This is a genomic window from Azospirillum melinis (assembly GCF_013340935.1).
In the GTDB taxonomy this organism is placed as follows: Bacteria; Pseudomonadota; Alphaproteobacteria; order Azospirillales; family Azospirillaceae; genus Azospirillum; species Azospirillum melinis.
In genome coordinates this window covers 37,541-63,294 of record NZ_WHOS01000027.1, presented here as the reverse complement: position 1 = coordinate 63,294, position 25,754 = coordinate 37,541, and the positions used below count along the sequence as shown (strand labels likewise).

The window sequence follows — 25,754 nt, the reverse complement described above, 5'->3', positions numbered from 1 at the left end:
CGCCGGCAGCCCCGCGGGCGCGGAGCCCGCCCCGGGATCCCGGAAGGGGACCCTTGAGAGGTGGACCGCGCGCTCATTCTTGGTTTCATAGCGCTGCGATCGGGAGACCCGCGACATCCAGGCAATTGCCGTGGACCGTTTGAGCCGGCCGATATACCCACACTCTAGCAATGGATGTGCCAATCGCCGGTTCCGGTCCGGATGGCGGAGAAATCCAGCACCTGCCCTGGAATTCGGCGGCCGCCGCCAGTCGGAACCGGGAGAGAGCCGGCGCATCCGCCCGATCCGGTGCGCAACTTTGTGCGTGCTGCGCAAAAACTTGCGCAGCAGCCCCCTCAGACCGGCCGTTCAGGAAATGCCGTATTCCTGTAGCTTGTAGAGCAGGGAGCGGCGGCTGATCCCCAACTGCTGGGCCGTCCTCATCCGGTTGCCGTCGTTGCGGGCCAGCGCCTCGGCCACCACCCGCGCCTCGAAGCGGCTGACCTGTTCGCGCAGGCTGCCGGCGGCGGACGGGGCGGCGGCGCCGTCACCGTCGTTTTCGGCGACCGGCTCGCTGTCCCCGGCCTGCCCGGCGATCTGCTCCGGCAGATCCTCGGTGACGATCATGGCACCGGTGCTCATCACCACCGCGCGCTCCATCGCATTCGACAGTTCGCGGATGTTGCCCGGCCAGCGGTAGGCCAGCAGGCGCTCCATCGCCTGCTCGTCGATGCCGCTGACCTCGATGCGGTTCTCAGCGGCGAAGCGTTGCAGAAAATGGCTGGCGAGCAGGCGGACATCCTCCGGGCGCTCGCGCAGCGGCACGGTCCTGAGGGTCACGACATTCAGCCGGAAATAGAGGTCCTGCCGGAACAGTCCCTGGCGGACCATCTCCTCAAGGTTGCGGTTGGTGGCGACGATGACGCGCACATCCGTGCGCACCAGCTCGGTGCCGCCGACCCGCTCGAACTCACGCTCCTGAAGCACGCGCAGCAGCTTCACCTGCAGGCTGGGGGAGATGTCGCCGATCTCGTCGAGGAACAGGGTGCCGTGCTCCGCCTGTTCGAAGCGGCCGCGGCGGCGCGCCTGGGCCCCGGTGAAGGCCCCCTTCTCATGGCCGAAGAACTCGCTTTCCAGCAGCCCTTCCGGCACTGCGGCGCAGTTGACCTTGACGAAGGGGCCGGCATTGCGCGGGCTGTTGTAGTGGATGGCCGCCGCCACCAGCTCCTTGCCGGTCCCGCTCTCGCCGGTCACCAGCACGGTGGCGTTGCTCTTGGCGACCTTGGCGATGGTCTGGAGAAGCTCGCTCATGCGCGGGCTGGCGGTCAGGATGCGGTCGGTGCGATAGCTGCTGGACAGTTCGCGATGCAGGGTGGCGATGTCGTCGCGCATCCGGCGCATCTGCAACGCCCGCCCGACCTGCAGCAGGATCTCCGCGATGTCGAAGGGCTTGATGACATAGTCGAAGGCGCCATCCTTGATCGCCTGGACCGCAGCGCCCACCTCGGCATAGGCGGTCATCAGGATCACCGCGGTGGAGCGGTCGAGCTTCCGGATTTCCGCCAGCGCCTGCAACCCGGTCATCTGCGGCATGCGGACATCCATCAGCACCACGGCATGGCGCTGCGCGGCGAAGGCGGCGACCGCCTCCACCCCGTCGGCGGCGGTGGTCACCGACAGCCCGTCGCGCGTCAGCACCGCGGCGAGCATCTCGCGGATCGCCTCGTCATCGTCCACCACCAGGACGGCCGGCGCCGAAATGGCCTGCATGGCAGGGAACTGGGTCGTCATGCGTCAACCGCCCGGTTGTGAAGGATGGGAATCCGCAGGGTTACCGTGGTGCCGGCACCCGGCACGCTGGCGATGGCCATGGTGCCATGATGCGCGTCGACGATCCGGTGCGCCATCGCCAGCCCAAGCCCGGTCCCCTGCGGCTTGGTCGAAAAGAAGGGATCGAACACCTTGTCGAGGTTCTCCGGCGCGATTCCCTCGCCGTCGTCGCTCACCGTGATGACGGCTTCGCGGCCATCCGCCGCCATGGCGGTGGCGATGGCGATGCCTCCGGTTTCCGAGGTCGCCTGCACCGCGTTGATGATCAGGTTGAGCATGACCTGCTTCAGCGCCTCGCCGTCGGCTTCGGCCAGGGGCAGGTCGGGGGCGGGATGCAGGGCGATGCGGGCATTCGACTTGCGCCCGGCCAGCAAGGACACCTCGCGGATCAGATCGTTCAGCTGCACCGGCAGGAAGGCCGGCGGGCGGGGCCGGCCGAACTCCAGCAGTTCAGTGACGAGGCGGTTCAGGCTGTCGACCTGCCGCACGATCAACGGGGCATAGCGCTGCCACTCGGCGACATCGTCGGAGCTTTCCAGAAACTGCATGAAGCCGCGGATCGAGGTCAGCGGATTGCGCACCTCGTGGGCGAGGCCGGCGACCAGCTCGCCCAGCGCCGCCAGCCGGTCGGCCCGCATGACCTGGGTGCGGAGCCGCTGCTGCTCGGTCAAGTCCTTCAGCACCACCACCGCGCCGATGGCCTCGCCATGGCTGTTGCGCAGAACGCTGCTCGATACCGTGAGATGAAGGGTCTGTCTGGTCCCCGGGAAATCCAGCACCACGCCGACATGCTGCCGGCCGGTCTTCAGCGTGTCGAGCAATGGGCTGGCGAAGCGGCCATCCGGCTTGAACAGGGACTCGTAGGGCCTGCCGATCACCTCGGCGGCGCTCACCCCGATCATCGCCTCGGCAGCCGGGTTGAGTGCCGTGACCTGCCCGGCCCGATCCACAGCGATCACGCCGTCGGCGATGCTGTGCAGGATATTCTCGGTCAGCGACTTGGCATCCAGCAGGGCGCGGGCCATGGCGTTGACCTCGACCGCGATGGCGCCGACCTCGCCCGGCGGCGGCCGGATCGCGTCGCCAAGGTCGCTCCGCATGCGCAGCAGGCCGTCGATGATCTGGCGAATGTCGCGGCCGACCCCGCGCGTCAGCACCTGCGTCAGCACAAGCCCAAGCAGTATTCCGCCAAGGCTGACGGTCAGGACCGCGCGGTCCATGGCGGCTGCCTGCCGCTCCACATCGTCGGAAAGCTCATTGGCCCAGATATAGCCGATCACGCCGCCGTCGCGGAGGATGGGCAGCATCGCGTTCAGGATAAAGCCGCGCACCTGCCGGCCGCTCTCGACGGCCTGCTTTCCGCTTTCCAGCACATGCCAGCCCGGATGCTCCGGCGGTATCGTGGTGCCGACCGTCGCACTGTAGTCCCGGCTCGGCCCATAGGTGATGATGGCGTTGAGCGCTTTGCTGTAATAGCCGACACCCACGCCGGGATTCGCCCCGGCGATCATGTCGGTGAAGGGGGTCAGCCGGCCCGAAAGGACCCGGATGGCGGCATCGCGGTCGCCGGTCGCAACACCGGCATCTGTCAGAAGGGACTCGAAGCCGGGGCCGAGATGAGCATCCAGCAGGCGCGTCAGACCGAAGAGCTTCTCCGACTTTTCCCGGACCAGCGCCTGTCGCCCCTCCCGCTCCAGCAGATAGCCGGTCAGCGAGATGGGCAGAACCACCACGGCGAGCGATACCAGAAGCAGCTTGCCGCGCAGGGTGCTCGGCAGGGAACGGCGGATCCAGTCAAGGGGCCACATGGCACCCACTCCTTTCACCCGGGCATGGTCTAGCCCACGCCCGGTTCCGCGGCCATAGCAGATTTGCGGCAGGCTGGGGAAGGAGGAACACCTGCCTTCCCCAGCCTGCCGCAATACCACACCGGCACCCGGATCAACCGAGGTTGACGTCGGAGAGCGAAAGCACCGTGCTGTTGTAGATGCTGAGCAGCCGGGCCTCGGTGGCGGCCACCTGTCCGTCGCCGTTGGTGTCGATTACCTGGTACAAGCCGGAACTGGTGCCGTTGTTGGCCAGAACCAGCATGCTTGCACCGGCCGACGAGTTCGTCAGCGTCCCCAGGGCCGTGCGGAAATTGGCGAGGCCGGCATCCGTCAGGCTGCCGCTGACGACCGAAGTCAGGCTCACCAGCTCGTTGGTCATGCTCACTCCGTTGGTCGCCGCGCTTGCCGTGGTCAGCGAAGCGTCGCCGTTCCGGTCCGCAACGGTCCGGGCGGCATCGGTCAGTTGCACCTTGTCGGCGCCCGACTGGAAGTTCGACACCGAGACGAAGCCGGTGTTCGCGCCCAACGCCGAGATGTCGGGGGCCGAGATGTCGGTGAAGGACGAGTACACCACCGTGTCGGTGCCGCTGCCAGAGGCCAGGGTCAGGCTGTCGCCCGTGCCGGCCTGGAAGCGGATGCCCGAACCGCCGGTCACCGTGATGGCGTCGGTGCCCGTGCCGCCGACCAGCGTCTCGACGTTCTGCACCGACATGGTCACGCCGGTGTTGCCCAGCGTGATCACGTCGTTGCCGGTGCCGCCGGTCAGGGTCTCGATGCCACGCAGCAGGACCGTGTTGCCGCCATCGCCGAGGCTGACGAGGTCGGAACCGGCGCCGCCGACCAGGATCTCGATCCTGCTCTCGGCCCGCATGGTGACGCCGGTGTCGCCCAGGATCACCAGGTCGCTGCCCGCACCGCCGATCATGGTGTCGATGCCGCGGGTGATGACGGTGTTGCCCGCCGCACCCAGGGTCACGACATCCGAGCCGGCGCCGCCAACCAGAAACTCGACGCCCGAGGCCGTCATCGTCACGCCGGCCGAACCGGTGAGGACGATGTCGGTGGCAGCGCCGCCGGTCAGGCTGTCGATGCCGCTGACCGTGACCGTGTTCGGCGTATCGCCCAAGGTGATCGCGTCGTTGCCGGTGCCGCCGGTCAGCGTCTCGATGCCGCGCAGCAGGACGGTCGAACCGCCGTCGCCGAAGCTGACCACGTCCGTGGCCGCACCGCCGACGATGATCTCGATCCCGCTCTCGGCCCGCATGGTGACGCCGGTGTCGCCCAGGATCACCAAATCGCTGCCGGCACCGCCCGACAGGGTGTCGATGCCGCGGACGGTGGCCGTCGCCCCGCCCGCCCCCAGCGTCACGACATCCGAACCGACACCGCCGACCAGGAACTCGATGCCCGAGACCGTCATCGTCACGCCGGCCGGGCCGATGAAGACGACGTCGGTGCCGGCACCGCCGGTCAGGCTGTCGATGCCGGTGACGGTGACCGTATTCGGGGTGTCGCCGAGGGTGATGACATCGATACCGGCCGCACCGATCAGGGTCTCGACACCGCGGGTCAGCAGGGTGGCGCCCGCCGTGCCGATGGTCACCACGTCGGTGGCGGCGCCGCCGACCAGAATCTCGACACCCGAACCCAGCGTCATCGTATTGCCGGTATCGCCCAGGAACACGAGGTCGGTGCCGGTGCCGCCGATCAGCGTCTCGATGCCCCGGATGGTGGTGGTGTTGCCCGCCGAACCCAGGGTCAGCACGTCGGTGCCGGAGTTGCCGATCACGAAGTCCGCGCCCGAGACGGTCAGGGTAGACCCAGTCGAACCGGTGAAGATGACCTCCAGGCCCGTGCCGCCGATCAGCGTCTCGATACCGAACACCAGCAGCGTGCCGCCGGCGGTGCCGATGGTCACGATGTCGGTGCCGGTCCCACCGACCAATGTCTCGACACCCGTGACCACCAGCGTGTTGCCGGCCGTGCCGAGGGCGATGAGGTCTCTGCCGAGGCCGCCGATGATCGTTTCGAAAAGCGAAACCGTCGAGGTGCTGCCGGTATCGCCGAGCGTCAGCACGTCGACACCGCCGTTGCCGATCAGGGTCTCGATGCCGCGCAGCAGGATGGTGTTGCCCGCCGAACCCAGCGTCACGACATCCGTGCCGGTGCCGCCGATCAGGGTGTCGATGCCCGACGCCGAGATCGTCGACCCGCCCGAACCGAGGAAGATGAGTTCGGATGCCGTGCCACCCAGCAGGGTTTCAAGGGCATTGGCCACCAGGGTCGCCCCCAGGGTGCCGATCGCGACCACGTCGCTGCCTGCCCCACCGGTCAGCGTTTCGAGGAGCGACACCGTCAGCGTGTTGCCGCTCGAACCCAATGCGACGATGTCCAGCCCGGTCCCGCCGGTCAGCGTCTCGACCGCACCCACCAGCATGGTGGAGCCGGTGTCGCCGATGGTGACGGCATCGCTGCCCGCCCCGCCGGTCAGCGTTTCGATCGCGCGCAGCAGAAGCGTGTTGCCGCCAGCGCCCAGCGCGATGACATCCCGACCGCTGCCGCCGACCAGGATATCGAGCGCCGATGCCAGCAGAGTGCTGCCGGCACCACCCAGGAAGACCAGATCCAGACCTTCGCCGCCGATGATGGTTTCGAGCGCGGTCGCCTGTAGCGTAATGCCGCCCGACCCGATGGTGATGGCATCGGTCGCCGCACCGCCGGTGATGGTTTCGATGGCCGACACCGTCAGCGTCGTGCCGCCGGTGCCAAGCGTCACCACGTCCAGACCGGCCCCACCCCGCAGCGTCTCAAGCTGGGCCACCACCAAGGTGCTGCCGGCGGACCCCAGCATCACCACATCGAGCCCCGCCCCGCCCGACAGCGTTTCCAACTGCGACGCCAGCAGCGTGGAGCCACCGGTGCCGAGCAGAATGCTGTCGACACCGGTACCGCCGATGATGGTCTCGAACAGCGACACCGTCGCCACGTTGCCAGTGTCGCCCAACGTCAGGACGTCGACACCGCTGTTGCCGGTCAGTGTCTCGATGCCGCGCAGCAGAACCGTGTTGCCGCCGTCGCCCAGCGTCACCGCATCGCTGCCTGCCCCGCCGACCAGGATCTCCAACCCCGACACCAGCAGCGTGTTGCCGGCCGAGCCGAGATAGATCACGTCGGTCCCGCTCGACCCGACCAGCGTCTCCAGCCCGGAGACCAGCAGCGTGTTGCCGCTGGTGCCCGACACCCGGTTCATGTCCGCCGCACTGTCGAAGCCGGCGGTAGCGAGCGTCACAATGTCCTGCCCGGCCCCGCCGGTCAGCGTCTCCAACTGCGACACCAGCAGCGTGTTGCCGCCGGTGCCAAGCCCGATCACATCCAGCGCAAAGCCGCCGATCAGCGTCTCCAGGTTCGACGCCACCATGGTCGAGCCGCGATTGCCGATGGTGATGGCGTCCAGCCCAGCCCCGCCGGTCAGCGTCTCCAACATGCGCAGCAGCGTGGTGTTGCCGCCGTCGCTCAGCGTGACGATGTCGGAGCCGGAGTTGCCGACGAGGATCTCCAGCCCGGCGATCAGCAGGGTCGAGCCGCCGCCAAGCTCGCCGACCACCGCCACGTCGTTGCCCGAACTGCCGACCAGCGTTTCCAGCAAATTGACGATGAAGGTGCCGCCGCTCTCCGACAGCTGGACGACGTCGCGCCCGCTGTTGCCGGTGACGGACTCGATGCCGACGATCCGCACCGTCGTACCGCCGGTGCCCAGCGTCACCACATCCAGAGCGCTGCCGCCGATCAGCGTTTCCACCGCCACGGTCGAGATCGTGCTGCCGCCGGACCCCAGCGTCACCACGTCCAGGCCGGATCCGCCGACCAGCGTCTCGACACCCAGCACAACCAGCGTGTTGCCGGTCGGCCCGAGGGCGATGAGGTCATTGCCGGTGCCGCCGATGATAGTCTCGAACAGCGATACGGTCGCCGTATTGCCGGTGTCGCCCAGCGTCAGGACGTCGACACCACTGTTGCCGGTCAGCGTCTCGATGCCGCGCAGCAGCACGGTATTGCCGCCATCGCCCAGCGTCACCGCGTCGCTGCCGCTGCCGCCGACCAGGATCTCGAGCCCCGACACCAGCAACGTGTTGCCGGCCGAGCCGAGATAGACAACGTCCGTCCCGCTCGACCCGATCAGCGTCTCCAGCCCGGAGACCAGCAGCGTGTTGCCGCTGGTCCCAGACACCCGGTTCATGTCCGCCGCGATGTCGAAACCGGCGGTCGCGAGCGTCACGATGTCCAGACCGGCCCCGCCGGTCAGCGTCTCCAGCTGCGACACCAGCAGCGTGTTGCCGCCGGTGCCAAGCCCGATCACGTCCAGCGCGAAGCCGCCGACCAGCGTCTCAAGGTTCGACGCCAGCATGGTGGAGCCGCGGTTGCCGATGGTGATGGCGTCCAGCCCGGTCCCACCGGTCAGCGTCTCCAGCATGCGCAGCAGCGTGGTGTTGCCGCCGTCGCTCAACGTGACGATGTCGGAGCCGGAACTGCCGACGAGGATCTCCAGCCCGGCGATCAGCAGGGTCGAGCCGCCGCCCAACTCGCCGACCACCGCCACGTCGTTGCCCGAACTGCCGACCAGCGTTTCCAGCAGATTGACGACGAAGGTGCCGCCGCCGTCGGACAGCTGGACGACGTCACGCCCGCTGTTGCCGGTGACGGACTCGATGCCGACAATCCGCACCGTCGTGCCGCCGGTGCCCAGCGTCACCGCATCCAGGCCGCTGCCGCCGATCAGTGTTTCCACCGCCACCGTCATCAGCGTGCTGCCGCCGGACCCCAGCGTCACCACGTCAAGGCCGGACCCGCCCCACAGCGTCTCCAGCTGCGACACCGCCAGCGTGTTGCCGGCATTGCCGAGCAGGATGGCGTCGACACCGGTGCCGCCGATGATGGTCTCGAACAGGGAGACCGTCGCCGTGTTGCCGGTGTCGCCCAGCGTCACCACATCGGTGCCGCTGTTGCCGGTCAGGGTCTCGATGCCGCGCAACAGCAGGGTGTTGCCGCCGCCATTCAGTGCGACAACGTCGGTGCCGGCCCCACCGATCAGGATCTCGATGCCCGATACCGTGACCGTCGAACCGGTCGAGCCGAGGAAGATCAACTCGGAGCCCGCACCACCGACAATCGTCTCCAGCAGGTCGGCAAGCAGAGTGCCGCCGGCCGACCCGATGGCGATCACGTCGGTGCCGATGCCGCCGGTCAGGGTCTCCATCGCCCGAACCAGCAGGGTGCCGCCGGCTGTGCCCAGGGTGATGGCATCGCTGCCCGAACCGCCGACCAGCGTCTCGATGCCCGAGGCCGCCATGGTGATGCCGGTGTCGCCGATGGTGACGGCATCGATGCCCGAACCGCCGGTCAGGCTTTCAAGGCCACGCACAACGACCGTGCTGCCGGCCGGCCCCAGAGTGACGATGTCGGCGCCGGCACCGCCGATCAGCATTTCCAGGCCGGACACCAGGATCGTGCCGCCGGCCGAGCCAAGGAAAATCAGCTCGGAGCCCGTGCCGCCGGCAATCGTCTCCAGCAAATTGGCAAGCAGGGTGCCGCCGGCGGAACCGAGCGTCACGACATCGGTGCCCGCACCGCCGGTGATCGTCTCCAGGCCTGAGATCTGAAGGGTGTTGCCGGCCGTGCCCAGGGCGACGACATCGGCGCCACCGCCGCCGGCAATGGTCTCGACACCCGAAACGGACAGGGTGTTGCCGGCAGAACCGAGAGCCACGACGTCGGTGCCCAGTCCGCCTGTCAGCGTCTCGAGAGCGGTTGCAAACAGGGTGCTGCCCGCGGTGCCCAGCGAAATTGAGTCGAGAGACGCACCGCCGACGATTGTTTCGAGAGCCGAAACCAGCAGGGTGTTGCCGGTGATGCCCAGCGTGACGATGTCGGTGCCGGCGCCACCGGCCAGCGTCTCGATGCCGCGCAGCAGCAGGGTGTTGCCGGCCGAGCCCAGCGCAATGACATCGGTCCCGGATCCACCGGTCAGGCTGTCGATGGCCGAGAGGGAGATGGTGGACCCGGACGTGCCGAGGACGACCAGATCGTCCCCCGTGCCGCCGACGAGAGTCTCGATCAGATCGGCCAGGATCGTGTTGCCGCCGGCTCCCAATGTGACGACATCGGTGCCTGCCGACCCTGCCAATGTCTCGATGCCATTCACCAGCAGGGTTGTGCCGGTGGTGCCCAGGGTGACGATATCGACTCCGCTGCCGCCGCTCAAAGTCTCCAGCCGGTCGACGAGCAGGGTGCCGCCTGCGCCGCCAAGGGTGATGATGTCGGTGCCGGCCCCGCCGATGATCGTTTCGAACAGCGTGGCCAGCAGCGTGATGCCGGCCGTGCCGACGATCACCGCATCGCCGCCGTTCGATCCGGTCAGCGTTTCGAGGCGTTCGACGAGAACCGTGCTGCCGCCGCTTCCAAGCGCGATCACATCGGATGCCGACGATCCGAGAATGGTCCTGTATTGGGTGGAGACGGACAGGGTGCTGCCACCGTCGTCCAGGACGAGAACGTCGGCAGTGAGAATGCTGACCAGGGTTTCCAGCCCGCTCAGATGAAGGGTCTGCCCCGTCGCGATGACGGTTTCGATATTGGCGACGTGAATGGTCGCCCCGCTGGAGCCGATCACGACGACATCGGTGCCGGAGCCACCGATGAGCGTTTCGATGCCGGTCGTCAGCAGGGTGTTTCCGGCGGCGCCCAGCGTCACGACGTCGGTGCCGACACCGCCGGTCAGCGTTTCGATGAGCGAAACCAGAACCGTGTTGCCCGCGGTGCCGAGCATCACGACGTCGGTGCCGACACCGCCGGTCAGCGATTCGACAGTCGAGACCAACATCGTGTTGCCGGACGTGCCCAACATCACCACATCGCTGCCGATACCTCCGGTCAACGTCTCGAGGTTTTCTACCGTTATCGATGCGCCGCTGGATGCCACCGTCACGACATCGGTGCCGCTGTCCCCCACCAGCGTTTCGATGCGGAAAACCTGAATCGTGCTGCCGCCGGTGCCGAGGACAACGACATCCACGCCAGCCCCGCCGTTCAGCGTCTCGATGTCGGATGCCAGCACCATGTTGCCGCCGGTGCCAAGCGTCACCACGTCGGTGCCGGCCCCACCCGTCAGCGTTTCGAGAGCCAGGACCAGCAGGGTGTTGCCGCCGGTGCCGAGCGTCACGACGTCGGTGCCGGCACCGCCGGTCAGCGATTCGACAGCCGAGACCGACAGCGTGTTGCCGGCGGTGCCCAGTGTCACAAAGTCGGTGCCGGTGCTGCCGGTCAAAGTCTCGATGCCGGATGTCAGTGTCGTGTTTCCGCTGGCTCCGAACGTCACGACATCGGTGCCGGCCCCGCCTGTCAGCATTTCGATGCGCGAAAGCAGGATGGTGTTGCCTGATGCCGCCAGCGATATGGCGTCACGGCCTGAATTACCGCTTAACGTTTCGACCAGGGAAACAACCAGGGTCCCGCCGCTGGCGCTGGTTGCGACGAAATCGACACCTGCACCGCCGATCAGTGTTTCAAGTGCCGAGATCAATACCGTGCTGCCGGCCGACTCGAAGGTCACAACATCTGTACCGGTGCCGCCGATGATGCTTTCCACGGCGGCAAACATCACCGTGTTGCCGGTGGAGCCCAGCGTCAGGACATCGATACCGGCCCCACCGGTCAAGGTCTCGATGCCTTGCATCCTCATCGTTACGCCGGCGGACCCCACGGTTACGACATCGGTGCCGCTGTCTCCCGTCAGTGTTTCGACGCGGGAGACCTGAATCGTGCTGCCTGCGGTGCCGAGTATGATGAAATCCGCGCCAGCCCCGCCGATCAACGTCTCGATGTCGGATGCCAGCACCGAGTTGCCGCCGGTGCCGAGTGTCACGACATCGGTGCCGGTGCCGCCTGTCAGCGTCTCGATGCGCAAAACCAGAATCGTGTTGCCTGCGGTGCCGAGCGTCACGACATCGGTGCCGCTGCTGCCGGTCAGGGTCTCGATACCGTTGACGCTCAGCGTGTTGCCACTGGTGCCGAGCGTCACGATGTCGGTGCCGACGCCGCCGGTCAGCGTTTCGATTGCGGCGACCGTAAGAGTGTTGCCCGCAGTGCCGAGCATGACGATATCGGTACCGGCGCCGCCTCTCAGCGTTTCGATGCGCGAAACCAGAATCGTGTTGCCTGCGGTGCCGAGCGTTACGACATCGGCGCCGCCGCCGCCGGTCAGCGTCTCGATTGTGGCGACCGTGAGAGTGTTGCCCGCAGTGCCGAGCGTGACGATGTCGGTGCCGGCACCACCGGTCAGCGATTCGATAAGCGAAACCAGAATCGTGTTGCCCGCAGTGCCGAGCATCACGAGGTCGCTTGCGCTGCCGCCGGTCAGGGTCTCGATGGCGGTGACGCTCAGCGTGTTGCCTGTGGTGCCGAGCGTCACGACATCGGTGCCGGACCCGCCGGTCAGCGTCTCGATTGCCGCGACCGCAAGGGTGTTGCCTGCGGTGCCGAGCAGGATGATGTCGGTGCCACTACCGCCGAGCACGGTTTCCAACCACGATAGCAGCATCGTGGCGCCGGCGGTGCCCAGCGTGACGACGTCGGTGCCGGCTCCGCCCGTCAGCGTTTCGACGCCGGTAACGCCGAAGGTCGCACCGATATCGCCCAGCGTGATGGCGTCGGTCCCGGCACCGCCTGTCAGCGTGTTGATCTGCGACAGCGTCAGCGTGTTGCCGGAATCGGCCAGGATTCTGACGACCGGCGCGACGTTCCTGAGATATATCAGGGAGCCATTGACGACGCCATAGAGCGCGTCGACGTCGCCGTCGCCATCGAGGTCGGCCAGCGCCGGCATCGGATAGCCCCCGGTGACGAGACCGTAGACAGCCGTGCCGACAAGGGAGAATGTGGGGGACGATGTCGTCCCGACGTTGATGGAAACGACATCCTTGTTCACGAGGTCGAGATCGCCGTCACCGTCCAGGTCGACGAGGACCGGCGCATTGTGACTGACACCCGCCGTCATGCCGAAGAGGTTCGTTCCCTCCAGCGAAAAGGTCGGCGACGACGACGTCCCGTTGTTGCGGTACAGAAGGAGGCCGTTGGATTGGTCCCCCATCAGCAGATCTGCATCTCCGTCGCCGTCCAGATCGGCGAAGGTCGGAGCCATGTAGCTGCCGGTGACGATGCCGAAGAGGTTGGTCCCCTCCAGCGAGAAGGTTGGGGAGGATGACGTTCCGTTGTTGCGGAAGAACCGCGTGCCGCCGCTCTTGCTGCCGATGAACAGATCGAGGTCGCCATCGCCATCGATATCGACGAAGCTTGGCTTCGCATAAGTATCGAAACTGGAGAGGCCGAAAAGATTCGTGCCTTGCAGGGAGTAGGTCGGTGCCAGCGCCGTTCCGATATTGGCGAAATACACCGTCTCGCCAAGCACGTTGCCGACCAGAAGATCCAGGTCGCCGTCGCCGTCGAGATCCTTGAACGTGGGGGCGGCATAATTGCCGACGCCGTTGAGGCCGAAAGAATTGGTGCCGACCAGGGTAAAGGTGGGAGTGGTCACGATCTTTCAGCCCCTCAAATGCAAGCGCCGACAACAATTCCGCTCATCGTCCGCCATCGGACGTCCGGTCAATTCGGAATCTCCGTTGGAATGGTCACCGCTTCGGCCAGCGCCCGCGCGTCGAGCAATCCCACCGCCTCCGCACGGCGTACGCCGGGAAGGATGGCGACGTCGTACAGCTCGTTCACGGTGTGATGCAGCCACAGCATATGCGCCACGGTTCCGCTGTCCGTATCGACGACGGCCAAGCCGCACTGGGCGGAAACCCCGGCCCGCTCCAGCGCCGGTTCGAGCGGCAAGGCGCTCAGCGTTCCGTGACCGCCCCGTGGACGCGACAGCCCGATGACCGCCCATTTCCCGTGAAAGGCCAGCCCGCGCGCGAAGCCGGGGCAGAAGCAGACCGGCTCGAAGCGGCCGCTTCCGTCCACCGTTCCAAGTTCGCCGCTGCCGGAATTGAGCAGCCAAAGCCGGCCGCGGTGCCAGCGGGGGGAGTGGGGCATCGACAGTCCGGCACAGGCGACCTCGCCGGACGGGACATCGATCAGCACGCCTCCGTCGGTCCGGCGCTCGCGCCAGCCCTCGATGACATCGCAGCGGCCCAATGCCGTCGCGAACATCGGCCGGCCGTCCTCGCCGAGCGCCATCCCGTTCAGATGGCAGCGGTCCTCGTTGCGCAGAGCGGAAATGAAGGCGGGCTTCCAGACCGGACGGAAGCCCCGGTCGGGGTCGGGAACGGCAAGACAGCTGAAGCGGGTGTTGACGAAGACCGGAACACCGTCATGCCCGACCGCGATGTCATGGATATCGACGTCGCCGGTCATATAGCCCAGGCGCGGCACGTAAAGACGGTCCGCGCCCGACGGCGTCCGGTCGGATGGCTGAAGCGTATTGGCGAAGCGCCAGAGGTGGGACTGCCCGCCGACCCACAGCGCGCCGCCGTCGATACACAGCCCCTGGCAACGCTGCACCATCCGCTCATGGGCCTTCAAACGCCCATCCTCACCCAACCCCAGAAAGAACAGCCTGTGGGTCTCGTATGTCGAAAAGGCAATCGCGCAGCCGATCGTCTCCAGCCAGTCGGGCAGACTCGGTGTAGCTTCCAGCATTGGCCGGGCCGCCATGGGCAGGGATCGTTCTTCAGTGGCCATCCAACGTTCCCTCTCGTCCGTCCCCAACCATCCTCAATGATTTATTCGCATACGCCGTAAAATAAAGTTAAATTAATAATAGAATATGAAATCTCCTTTAAGTTGGGAATTACCCGCATCCGAAGATAGAAATGACTTGGGAGGATATCGACGGAGGAACGATTTAAGATTGCAGAGGTCGGAGCGGACCGGGAATTTCATCCGTCCGAATCGGACCGAAGCACCAATCCGCCTATACATCTCTCCAAGGCTGCTCTGCATCGGTCCGAGACGTTCCAGAGGGCAATTTTATTATGTCCTACCAAACCAAAAGTTTTGCAGACCCGGCCGTCGCCCTCACCCTCCGAGGCGCCGCCGCCCTGGCCGAGGGAGAGGCAGCGCTTGCCGCTTCCCACTTCACCACAGCCGCCCTGTTGGCGCCCCATCGGGCAAGCATCTGGCATAATCTCGCTGAAGCGCGGCGTGCCTTGGGCCAATCTGCCGGTGCGGCGCAGGCTTACCGCCATGCATTGCGGTTGCGTCCTGCCTACCCGAAGGCCTGGACCGGGCTGGCCGCGCTGTTACTCAAAAGCCGCCGCTCCAAGGTCGCGGCGCGCGCCGCGATGCGCGCATTGGCGCTCGATCCGGGGTTTGCCGAAGCCTGGTCGGTCGCCGGCTCGATCCTGCTGGACCGGCGGGCGATGGAGCGCCTGCCGATTGTCCTCCGCCGGGCGGTGCGGCTGGCTCCGGATAACCCGCTGCCGTGGCTGGCGCTGGCCGGAGGGCTTGGCAAAACGGTGGAGCCGGCTCTTCCGCTTGCCTGTGTCCAGCGCGCGGTTGCGCTGGCGCCTGACCGCCCGGCCGGCTATGTGAACCATGCCGGCCTGCTGATCAGGCTGGGCAGGCTCGACGCGGCGCAGGCCCTGCATGGCCGGCTGCGCCGGCTGGCGCCGCTGGAAGGACATGCCGAAGCCGGCGACAGTCTGGCGGCAACCCTGCGCGGCGATTTCGCGACGGCCCTATCGCTGGCCCGCCACTCTCTCGTCCTGCAACCGGCTTCTCCGGCCGCCCTCATCAACCTGTCCCTGGCTGAACATGGCAGCGGAATGACGGAACCGGCGCGCCGCGGCAACGAGCGCGCCCTGGCGCTTCAGCCCGAAAGCGACATCGCCCGCTTCAACCTGTCCATGGTGCTGCTGGCGGAAGGCGACTTCGCCAAGGGGTGGCGCCTCTACGAATCGCGCTGGCGGATGGAGCATGTGGCCTATCCGGCCCATGCGCCACACTGGACCGGCGGAAATCCGGCAGGGCGCTCACTCCTTCTGGTCGCCGAACAGGGGCAGGGAGATACGCTTCAGTTCGTCCGTTATGCCCCGATGCTGGCGGCACTCGGCGCCCAGGTCCACCTGATGGTGCAGCCGGCGCTGGTCCGGCTGCTGTCCGGGCTTCCCGGCATCGCCTCCGTCCGGTCGCTCACGGAGCCGCCACCGGCTTGCGATGCCTGCATTCCGCTGCTCAGCCTTCCCCTGGTGTTCGGCACGGGTCTGGCCACCATTCCGGCCTCCGTCCCATATCTGAGCTCGTCCGGGCAGGAGCGCGCCGCCTGGAAACGGAGGCTCGACGGGAGCCCCGGCGGTGAGGGCGGACTGAAGGTCGGTCTGGTCTGGGCCGGTTCGGCGCATGACGACCAGTTCGTCGCGCATATGGTCGACCGGCGGCGCAGCCTGCCGCTTTCCGCGCTGGCTCCGCTCGCGGGCATTCCGGGTGTGAGGTTCTACAGCCTGCAAAAAGGTCCGCCGGCGAGCGAGGCGTGTCCGCCCGGTCTCGACCTTGTCGACTGGATGGATGAGGTCGAGGATTTCGCCGACACCGCCGCGCTCGTCGCGGAACTCGACCTCGTCATCAGCGTGGACACCTCGGTGTGCCATCTGGCCGGCGCGCTGGGACGGCCGGTCTGGATGCTGTCGCGCCATGATGCCTGCTGGCGCTGGCTGCGCGACCGGTCCGACAGCCCCTGGTATCCGACGATGCGCCTGTTCCGCCAGGACCGGCCGGGCGACTGGCCTCCCGTCATCCTTCGGGTCCGCACCGCCCTGGAGCGTTGGGCTATGCCGTGAGAAACCGCCGAACGCGGGAACTGCTATTGGCCGACCGACGGCAGCCCGCCGACGCCAACCATCACCGGCACCTTCGCCGGGCCGGTAGGCACGGTCCGCGAAAAGGCAGGCTGGGCAAGGCCGAGTGCGGCCAGCAGCGACAGGGTGCCGGCGACCAGGGCGGTGGAACGAAGGATCAGATCGAGCATGGGGCTGGCTTTCAAAAATCTGGCTTTCAAATTTTGAAATTCGGATCGGTTGGCGGCAGCGGGGTATCCGGATCGGCGGGGACTGTCCGGGCGACAGCGATGGACTGCCGCGGATCGCTATCCTTCCTCGTTCGGGGTCGTGTGCAGCGCTCTCCATTCACCATCTGGAGAGAACATAGACCTTATTTATTCCTACTGTAAAGATAGCGATTTAAAATTCTGATGCACAGATATTTCATGTATTATCAAGCCGGGATGTCCGTCGCCCAACCCTACCCTTCCCAGCGGTGGGACAGGATGACGCTGTAGCGTTCGGATCTGATATGGAAAACCGAACGGTCGGCGCAGCCGCCGCCGACGAAGACGGAACGGCGGTCCATCACCAGCACCGGCGCTCCCGCCGGCAGGCCGGGCGGATGCTGGACGCGCTTGCCCGCCGTGAAGGTACCCTTGCGGCACTCGATCAGCCCGTCCGGGGAAGTTCGTGGCGTTGCTCGGCCCATCGGGCTGCGGCAAGACCACGCTGCTGAACCTGCTGTCCGGCTTCCTGCCGCCCGATTCCGGCCGCATCACCATCGACGGCGAGACGGTGACGCCGAAGATACCGGCGCTCGGCCATGTCTTCCAGTCGCCGCTGCTGTTTCCCTGGCCCGACGTGCTCGACATGTGCGGTTCGGCCTGTGGATGGCCGGCCGGCTGCCGAAGGCGGAGCAGCGGGACAAGGCGCTGGCGGAACTGGCGCTGGCCGGACTGGATCTGGCGGCAGGCCGCGAGCATCCGCTGCTCCTCACCGGACGCCGGCGCGACCAGTCGCGGGTGGGGACCCCCGCGCTGTTCCTGACAGTGTGAAACGGGTAACGCCGCTCCGGCGGAAGCCGACGTGAAGGAAGCCGCCGTCGCCGGTCAGAGGGCCGGCGACGGCGGCTTCCTCAGCCCATATTCGGATCACTGGTTCCGGGATTGCCGGGAACAGTCCGGCCAAGGGCACGCGCAGGCGGGAAACCGGCAATCGTCGCCGTTCACATCGCATGCCTGGACAGCGATCTTGTAGCGCAGGCCGAACTCGTCGTCCGCGGTGATCAGCCCACAGGCAGCGTGCGCTTCCAAGTCGACGCGTGCCGCCTGGAGGCAAACGCGCGCGATCTGCTTCGGATCCTTCATCATGGCACTCGCCTCGGTGTCATTCCCGGAGATGAAACGCACAGATGCGGCATCCGGACCCTGACGCTTCCGAATGCCTACTTCCGGGACAGGTGACACCCAACGACGAGTATGCAGGTCAACGCGGCAATCCGCACCTCCAATATCCAGCGGACATCCTATGGCGGGAGACAGATGCGACCGCTGTGGGCAGCGCTACGCCGTCCCGTCGGCCACCGCCGCGCCGAGCCTCGCGACGGTATCGGCCAGATTTACGCCGACTTCCATCTCGACCTTGTCCCAGGGCATCGCCTTCCATTTGCCGTCCTGCGCACATTTGTCGCAGAGCTTCCGGGTCGATGAGGACATGTTGACCTCTTTCTGAGAACCCACTCGGACGTAAAGTTCATAGGCCTTCTGCGCGTTGGCTTCCGAGTTCACCTTCTTGTTCAGGATCAGCCCGAAAAGCTCCATATTCTCGGTCGAGTATTCCTTTTTTGCCTGCTTCAGCAGGAGCTTGTGCCAGTATGGCGATTTGAAAAAGCCGTCGAGGTCATCCGGCCAGCTCCCGAACCGTTCCAGATCCATGAAGACGTTTGCGGTGATCTTGTTGAGCGACGCAACCATCGCGGCGCAGGCGTCGGCATACACGCTGTCCCCATCCTGCCGCGCCGCTTTGCCGGCAGCGTCCAGCGTCGGGATGTAGTCGGAGGCGGCAGATTGGAAGGCGCGTGCGTACTTCTCCGCCTCCTTGACGGTCTTCGCCGCATCGTACGCCTTCAACGATTTTTCAAATCCCGTAGAGCTGACTTTGGCAAAAATTTTCCCGAAGCGGCTCTTCGGGTCGGGCTTTTTCTTGCCGGTGTCCGCCTCGAATTTGGCTTTGGCCTTCTTCCAGGATTCCAGATATTTCTTTGCCATCTCTTGCTCTTATATTTTACGATTGTTGTTCGTTAAATTTTCGCCCTTCTATGGGCCACGGCTGCCGTTCCATCGAGGACGCCTTTCCGTCCCACACGGTTGTTCCTTCCGGTGACCGGCATCCGTCGGACCGGGCGGGCGTATTTTGCCCGCCCTGCTCCGACCTGCGCAGGCACCATCCGGCGTCAAACCGGCGGCGGATCGGGCAGCCGATCAGGCGTTCGTGCGCGAGTTGACGAGCTGGACGACGCCCTTGCAGGCTGCCGAAAACTCCTTCATATGGTCGAGGATCAGCTTCGGTGTGGCATCCGGCGGCACCTTCACCGGCTCGGCCGTGTTGCTCTGATTGGCCCAGGGGTCCAACTTCTTCTTGAAGAAGTCGGGATCGGCCAACAGGCCTTCGATCTTGCGCGCGAACACCAGCTGCATGGTGATGTCGCGGGCCAGCGTCGGGAACAGCTCGTTGTAGGTTTCCGCCGTCGGCTTGGCCTTGACCTTGGCAACGCCGGCCGCCGCGCGGGCCAACGCACCGTTGATGTTCTTTTCCCAGTTCTTGAGCATTTTCTGCTCGAGGGACAGATCCTTCTCTGCCTCATTGAACTTCTGGGTGTACATCGCCACCGCGGACTCGATGGTCGCTTCCAGCGCCGCAAGCTCCTTGACCAGGAACTTCAGCGCCTTTTCGTAGTTCGTCTTGAAGTCCTTTTCCGTACGCTTGTCGAACTCCGCGTAGATTTCCTTCTGAAGGACTTCAAGATAGCCCTTCTTGGCCTTGGCGAAATCCTTCGACGCGGCCTGGAACGCGGCAACGACCTTCTTGCCCTCTTTGACATCGGTCGAGTTGGCGGTGTCGCAGGCGGTGAGCGCCTTCTCGCATTTCTTCAGCGAACCGGACAGGCCGGTGTGGCTGCCGAAGGCATTGAAAATGCCTTTGCTCTCCTTCGGCTTATGCTTGCCGGTGAGCGCCTCGAACTCCCTCTTGGCCTTTTCCCACCGCTCATCATACGGAACGTGCGCCATCTATTCCTCCTTGCGGGTCGATTGCTTCAGGGGGTCACCACCGGCTGCAGACTCTCCTCCATTCCACGGATCGCCGCCCAATCGCGTTCGAACACGGCGCGGTCAGCATGGGAGAGGTAGATCTTCGCCAACACCTGTGTCAGGTCGAGCGTCGGGACGATATGGGCACCGATGCGCGGCACGATGCCGTAGCCGCGGACGCTCTCGAACCGGTCCAGCACGCCGAGGTCGGGGAGCGCCTCCACACGGCCGGAGACCAGCACCGGCAGGTAGAGCACCATGGCGTCGGCCAGGAAGCGGTAATGTCCATCGGGACCACCGGGGCAGACTCCGCTGTCGAAGGCCTCGACCAGCAGATCCACCTGATCGTGGCCGGTGCCATGACCTATCGCCGTGGTCGAGCCCGCCGGCCCCATGGCCCGGGCGGCGATCTCCACCAGCGCCGGTCCGCGGGAGGTGAGCCGCACTTCGGCATGGGCGGCGCCGTCGGTGATCTCCAGCGCGTCGAGCGTGCGCTGGATGTAGGACATCAGCTGGACGGACCGCTCGTCATCCGGCGGCAGAAGGCGGTAATAGTCGTAAACGAAGGGCGAGCCGTTCAGCGTGCGCTTGGCCGACTGCAGCACGTCGCAGACATAGTGGCGGCCATTGCGGCTCACCGTGTTGACCACATACTCGGCGCCGTCCAGATAGGTCTGCACCAGCGCCCGCCGGTTCGGCGTGCCGCAGAAATTGCGGCTGGAGAGGATCGACTCCACGGCCTCGCGCAGCGCCGGAGTGCCGTCGCAGAAATAGACATGGTCGGTGGAGGCGCTGTCGAGCGGCTTGGCGACCACCGGCCAGCCGGCGCCCGCCGCCCACTCCACCGCCTCCGCCCCCGACTCCACCATGGTCTGCCGGGCCGTCAGCAGGCCGGCGGCGCCCAGCCGCTCGATCATCATGTATTTGTTGCGACGCGCCGCCGTCAGCTTGGGCGTGTTGCCCGGCGTGCCCAGCGCCGCACCGAGCGCGTCGGCCAGTTCCACGGCGGACTCGTTGCCGGGCAGCACGAAGGAGGGGCCGTGCGCCCGCATCCGCTCGGCCAGGGCCGGGAGGTCGCCGTCGAACAGGACCAGCTCGTCGAAATCGCCGGGAACATAGCTGAGAAGCAGCGAGGGCGCGAGATCGGGACGGCTCTGCACCGCGATGACGCGGTAACCGCGCGCGCGAAGCCGCGGAGCGAGCAGATGTCCGGTCGAGTAGGGATCGACGACGATCGCTGTCCTCATGGGATGACCTCCAGTTCGGCAGGAGCGGCCGCACGGCGGGCGGCGGCAGCCGGGCGGGCGTAGATCATGAAGGGCTCGTCGCCGCAGAAGGTGACGGTGCGCCCGACCAGCCCCGCCTCGAAGGCGGCGTTCTGCGCCGCATGGTCCGCGACGCGCAGGGCACGGTCGGTTCCGGGCTCGAAGGCCGGCGGCGGCGCCTGCATGTCGCGGTGCAGCAGGTAGCGCAGCCGGCCGCTGTGCATCACCAGGATGCGACGGGCGGTGAAGCCGGACGCCAGCATGTTGGAGAGGCTGACCGGGTTGGACAGCGCCACCCGGCTCAGCAGGTGCGGCCGGCCGGCCCCCAGGGCGTACAGCGTGCGCATGGTCACCAGAAGGCGCTGGAGCCCGTTGCCCCGGAAGTCGGTATGCACCATGCAGCTCGACATGTGGGCGGTAGCCGTCACATCGGGGCCTCCGCCCGGCAGGTCATCGGCGAAGGCCGGCATCCCCGGTTGTGGCAGGCCGAGAACAGCGCAGCCGATGAGGCGGTTGCCGCCCGGCGCGCCGTGCGTCTCCAGGCCGAGCGTGACACCGCGCTCGGCCATATGCAGGCCGGAGAATTCCGGCGTTTCCGGGAAATAGGCGTCGATGTCCGGAAGGCTGCCGAAGATGAAGGCGCGGAACTCCTCCAGCGCCGGAAGATCGTCGGCGTCGAGGAAACGCACGCGGTAGGGAATGCCGGAAGGCTGTCCGTTGCACAGGCCCAGAATGCCTTGATGGAGACTCTGTAACGGAGAGGACACGACCGGCATGTCAGGCATCCTTGACGATTTCGGCGATGTTGAGCAGGCGCATCGGCGGATAAAGGTCGAGGCGCTTGGCGGTGTTGATGCGCAACAGCAGGGAGAAGCGGTTCAGCGTCTCCACCGGTATCGCCGTGGCCGGCTTGGCTCCGCTCAGGATGTCGTAGGCCTTCAGCCCGGCGAACCGGCCGACGTTGACCGCCGGGCTCACCAGCCCCATCAGCAGGCCGGAGCGGCGGATCGGCAGCTCGGTGGAACAGAAGGTGGCGACATTGTTGGCCAGAGCGGCGTCGGCCACCGCCTGGCTGTTGTTCGACGCCACCAGCGTGTCCGGGCCGATGTAGACCAGTTCCGCCCCGGCCCGCGCCACGTCCCGGATGAGGTCGGGAATGGCATCGGGATTCGGCCTGCCGGCTCCATCGCGGGGAACCGCACCGTCGATGATCTCAACCCCCTGGCGGGCCGCCTCCTCCTTCAGGTCGCGGACGGCGACGACCATGTTCTCTTCGGCCGGGTTGTAGACCGCCGCGATCTTCTTCCAGCGCCGGTAGGCCAGCATCGTCTTCAGCTGGACCGCCACCGGAGCGATGTGCCGGGTGCCGGTCACCGCCCGGCCCGGCTGATCCAGCGAGCGGACGATGCGAGAGGCGACCGGGTCGGTGACGGAGGTGAAGACCACCGGCACATCCGTCAGGAACTTCGACGGATCGGGATCGTCGTAGCGGCCGACGGTCGCCAGCGTCAGCGGCGTGAAGACGGTAAGCACGAGGTCGGGGCGGGCGGCGCGGATGTCCGGCAGCATGCCGGCGACCGCGGACGCCTGCTGCACCTCGCGCACGTCGATTTTCGCCTGCATGCCCATGGATTCGAGCAGATCGCGGAATCCGAGCACGTCGCCGACATCCTTGCGCGGAGTCAGCACGATGATGCTGGCGGGCCGGTTGCCACGCCCGGCCGTGGCCGGATTGGGCACCGGGGCTCCCGCCGGAGCACCCGTCACGGCGGCCGCGGCCGGGCCGGATGCCAGGAGCGCGCCGGCGGAGCCGAGGAGCAGCGAGCGTCGGGTCACGGAGGTCATGCCGGGTCCTTCTGGGGGAGGTCAGCGGAGGGCCGCCCGCCGGTGGCGGCCAGCAGGAGAAGCTGGGCGGCGACACAGGCGGCCAGCACGATGCCAATGCCCTTCATGGCGCCGTGGTAGCCGTAATAGGCGAGGAACAGGCCGGCCAGGAACGGTGCGACCACCGACCCCATGCGCTCGATCAGCCGGAACATGCCGATCACCGTGGTCTCGCCGAGCGTGGAACGCTCACGCACGCAGGATTCCGCCAGAAGCGCCATCTGCGGGGTGTTGACCAGCGCATGGGCAAGGCCGAGCAGGGCGACGCCGGTGATGGTCATCGGCAGCGTCCCGGAATTCGCCAGCACATAGGCGGCACCCGCGGCGATCACCCCGCCGATCGCCAGGAACGGGGTTCTCCGCCCCGAACGGTCGGACAGGTGTGCCACCAGCGGCGACGCCACGATCATCATCAGCCAGTAGAGAAGAAGCACGCGGCCGATCCACGACTGGCTGACCCCGCTGTCGTCCAGCGCCAGCGGCAGCAGGAAGAACAGCAGGGCGGTCAAACCGAACTTCGCCGGCACGGCGCTGAACAGGGTCACCGCCACGAAGCGCGGATTGGTCAGGCACACGCCGACGTCGCGCAGCCTCAGCCCACGGGTCTTGGCCTTGCCGCTGTCGACATGCCTGGGCAGGAGGTGCCACGCCATCAGGGCCGCCGCCAGGGCCAGCGACGCGGAGACGATGAAGGTCATGCGGAAGCCGATCTGGTCGGCGACGACACCGCCGATGGCCGGACCGCAGACGCCGGCCGTCAGGATGCCGCCGGCATAGAGCGCGATGGCGCCGGCGCGCCGGCGCGGGTCGGTGGCATCGATGACGAAGCCCTGCGCGGCGATGAAGACGCTGGCGTAGCCGACCGCGGTCAGGCACCGGGCGACGATGAGCTGGATCAGATCCGTCGCCAGGCCGGATCCCAGCAGCCCAAGCGCCGAGAACACCGCGCCGGCAAGGAAAACGGTGCGGCGGCCCCGGCGCTCCGACACGTTGCCGGCAATCGGCTGGGCGACGGCCCAGAGCAGCATGAACAGCGCGATGGGCGCGCCGATCACCAGCTCCTTGCTCAGGCCGGGCACCGGCTCGAAGAGATCCTTGATATAGACGGACAGGAAGGTGCGGGTCAGTTCCTCCGCCAGGGCGAAGACGAAGATGGCGAAACGCAGCTCGCTGATCCTCTGCATCGTCACGATGCGGTCGGCAGCGGCGGGCGCCTCGGCCGCTTTTGCGCCCTGCTGACGTGGGGCGGCCCCGTCCGTATCGCGCATGACGTCGAGCGCGCGGTCTATGGCGCGGCCGAGATGTCCCACCTCGTCGCGTCCGCGCAGCCCGGTCCGCAGGGTCAGCCTGCCCTCCGCACCCTCCTTGAGAACGTCGCCCACCCGCTGAAGCGGTGCAGTCACCGAACTGCCGACCACCAGCAGCAGGATTTCGATGTTCAGAAGGATGGCGACGATCAGCACCGACCCGAGATCGAAGACGATGTCGTTGAGCGCCGCTTCGACCGAGCCGGACGGGACGCCGACATGCAGGAGCGCCGGCACACCACCGCCGACGGTCAAGGCGGCATCGATGTAACGCCCGGCCACCGCACCATCGGCGTCGCGCGCCGCCAGCACATCGCCGGCACGCGCGTCCGGGGCGCCGGCGAACGCGGCGATCCGGTCGCCGACCATCAGCGCGATGTAGTTGACGTCCGGATTGACCGCGAGGGCGTCGGCGAGGATTTCGTCCACCCCGTTGAGCTTCTCGACCTCGAAGCCCAGCGACACCGCCCGGTCGATCTGCGCGACGATGTAGCTGCCGACGACCTCCGCCTTGCGCGCCAGCTCCGGCTCCGCCTGGGGACGGAAGAGCGTGTTGAAGTGGGAGGTCTGGACGACGAGGCTGACCAGCATGAGAACCGACACGAGACCGGTGAGCAGCCAGTTCAGCCGCTTGATGAAGGTGAGGTCCATCACGCGACCTCCACCGGCGCCGCCTTGCGCTCGTCCATGCCTTGCCGGCGTCGCGCGGACACGCGGTCCACGAAACCGGCAAGTCCCGGAGCGAACGCCGCGATCTCCGGCGGAACGACCGGCCGGCCGCCGTCGGTCGCGGCCTCGACGATGACCGCCGCCTCCCGCAGGGACCGCTGAAGGCGCCGCATCACCAGCCAGACGACGAGTATGCTGATGACGTAGCAGGTGGCGAGGTTGATCGCGCCGGAGATCGCCAGCTCCGGAATCGTACCGCGGATGCCCGCGCGCAAGGCGTCCAGGGAGTAGGTCAGCGCGACGCCGCCGGCCACGCCGCCATAGGCGTTGCCGATGCTGAGCAGCAGCACCTGGGAGCCGCCGTCGACGATCTTCGCTCCCCGGTCGGTCTTGCCGTCACGGTGGAAGGCCGCGAGCCAGCTGTCGGGCAGCGTGCCCCGGACCGCACTGCCGCCGGCAGCGCCCAGCACCTCGCCCCGGTCGTTGAACAGCATCAAGCCGGTGATCTGGAGGTCGCGCACCAGGGCGCGCTGGATCATCTCGTCGAGGTTGCGCAACGCGTTCAGCGCCACGCCGAGGCTCACCGCACCTTCGACCTCGCTCGACAACCCATGGGCAACGACCCGGAAGCGCGAAGCCACCGTCTCCTCCACCATGCGCTCCATTTTGAGATACGAGAGCACCGCGGTGGAGGCGAGCGCGAAGCACAGCGCCACCTGAAGCAGGAGCATGATCTTGGTCGACAGGGTCAATCGCATTGTCGGTCGGTCGCTTGGCTGATCGCAGATTTGTCTGCTCGGCTTTGCTGCCGGGCCTGGAACTCGGGTTCAGCCGACCTTAACGCAAATTCACCGACCCAGAGGACGAGACG

15 protein-coding genes are annotated in these 25,754 nt (G+C 66.7%); 2 read left to right on the top strand and 13 right to left on the bottom strand.

The window, feature by feature from the left end; translation table 11 throughout:
- Window positions 1-348: 348 nt before the first annotated feature.
- The 4 genes from atoC to GBZ48_RS19950 form a co-directional block, all read right to left on the bottom strand.
- A complete protein-coding gene (gene atoC, locus GBZ48_RS19965; RefSeq protein WP_246307334.1) occupies window positions 349-1,770 on the bottom strand; it encodes an acetoacetate metabolism transcriptional regulator AtoC in 1,422 nt (473 codons plus the stop codon).
- A complete protein-coding gene (gene atoS, locus GBZ48_RS19960) occupies window positions 1,767-3,617 on the bottom strand; it encodes a two-component system sensor histidine kinase AtoS (RefSeq protein WP_174472598.1) in 1,851 nt (616 codons plus the stop codon). The genes atoC and atoS overlap by 4 nt, the downstream gene beginning before the upstream one ends.
- A gap of 133 nt (window positions 3,618-3,750) precedes the next feature.
- Window positions 3,751-13,224: an FG-GAP-like repeat-containing protein gene (locus GBZ48_RS19955; RefSeq protein WP_174472597.1), complete on the bottom strand. Its 9,474-nt coding sequence runs from the start codon at window positions 13,222-13,224 to the stop codon at window positions 3,751-3,753.
- A 68-nt stretch (window positions 13,225-13,292) separates the two neighbouring features.
- On the bottom strand, window positions 13,293-14,372 hold the full coding sequence (locus GBZ48_RS19950) for a TIGR03032 family protein (RefSeq protein WP_209798495.1): 1,080 nt from the start codon (window positions 14,370-14,372) through the stop codon (window positions 13,293-13,295).
- Window positions 14,373-14,665: 293 nt separating this feature from the next.
- Between GBZ48_RS19950 and GBZ48_RS19940 the strand changes: the two genes are divergently transcribed.
- Window positions 14,666-16,468, top strand: coding sequence for a glycosyltransferase family 9 protein (locus tag GBZ48_RS19940; protein WP_281362450.1), 1,803 nt, complete (start codon window positions 14,666-14,668; stop codon window positions 16,466-16,468).
- 23 nt (window positions 16,469-16,491) lie between these two features.
- On the opposite strand, the gene GBZ48_RS19935 is transcribed toward GBZ48_RS19940, so the two are convergent.
- Window positions 16,492-16,656 carry a hypothetical protein gene (locus tag GBZ48_RS19935; protein ID WP_174472595.1) on the bottom strand — a complete coding sequence of 55 codons (165 nt, stop codon included), beginning with the start codon at window positions 16,654-16,656 and terminating at the stop codon, window positions 16,492-16,494.
- Between the two features lie 484 nt (window positions 16,657-17,140).
- Between GBZ48_RS19935 and GBZ48_RS19930 the strand changes: the two genes are divergently transcribed.
- On the top strand, window positions 17,141-17,497 hold the full coding sequence (locus GBZ48_RS19930; RefSeq protein WP_174472594.1) for an ATP-binding cassette domain-containing protein: 357 nt from the start codon (window positions 17,141-17,143) through the stop codon (window positions 17,495-17,497).
- 104 nt (window positions 17,498-17,601) lie between these two features.
- Here the strand turns inward: GBZ48_RS19930 and GBZ48_RS19925 are convergent, their stop codons facing one another.
- From GBZ48_RS19925 to GBZ48_RS19890, 8 genes are all read right to left on the bottom strand, one after another.
- Window positions 17,602-17,820, bottom strand: coding sequence for a hypothetical protein (locus GBZ48_RS19925; RefSeq protein WP_174472593.1), 219 nt, complete (start codon window positions 17,818-17,820; stop codon window positions 17,602-17,604).
- Window positions 17,821-18,012: 192 nt separating this feature from the next.
- Window positions 18,013-18,717 carry a regulator of G-protein signaling domain-containing protein gene (locus GBZ48_RS19920; protein WP_174472592.1) on the bottom strand — a complete coding sequence of 235 codons (705 nt, stop codon included), beginning with the start codon at window positions 18,715-18,717 and terminating at the stop codon, window positions 18,013-18,015.
- A gap of 213 nt (window positions 18,718-18,930) precedes the next feature.
- Complete coding sequence (locus GBZ48_RS19915) at window positions 18,931-19,737, bottom strand: hypothetical protein (RefSeq protein WP_174472591.1); 807 nt, start codon at window positions 19,735-19,737, stop codon at window positions 18,931-18,933.
- 26 nt (window positions 19,738-19,763) lie between these two features.
- Window positions 19,764-21,005 (bottom strand): ATP-grasp domain-containing protein, encoded by a 1,242-nt coding sequence (locus GBZ48_RS19910; RefSeq protein WP_174472590.1) that lies wholly within the window; start codon window positions 21,003-21,005, stop codon window positions 19,764-19,766.
- Window positions 21,002-21,799, bottom strand: coding sequence for a hypothetical protein (locus GBZ48_RS19905; protein WP_246307333.1), 798 nt, complete (start codon window positions 21,797-21,799; stop codon window positions 21,002-21,004). Before GBZ48_RS19905 ends, GBZ48_RS19910 begins: the two co-directional genes overlap by 4 nt.
- A gap of 1 nt (window position 21,800) precedes the next feature.
- Entirely contained in the window at window positions 21,801-22,868 is a 1,068-nt protein-coding gene (locus GBZ48_RS19900) for an ABC transporter substrate-binding protein (RefSeq protein ID WP_174472588.1), read from the bottom strand.
- Window positions 22,865-24,865 carry an MFS transporter gene (locus GBZ48_RS19895; RefSeq protein WP_174472587.1) on the bottom strand — a complete coding sequence of 667 codons (2,001 nt, stop codon included), beginning with the start codon at window positions 24,863-24,865 and terminating at the stop codon, window positions 22,865-22,867. The genes GBZ48_RS19900 and GBZ48_RS19895 overlap by 4 nt, the downstream gene beginning before the upstream one ends.
- Window positions 24,865-25,614, bottom strand: coding sequence for a hypothetical protein (locus GBZ48_RS19890; RefSeq protein WP_246307332.1), 750 nt, complete (start codon window positions 25,612-25,614; stop codon window positions 24,865-24,867). Before GBZ48_RS19890 ends, GBZ48_RS19895 begins: the two co-directional genes overlap by 1 nt.
- Window positions 25,615-25,754 lie beyond the last annotated feature (140 nt).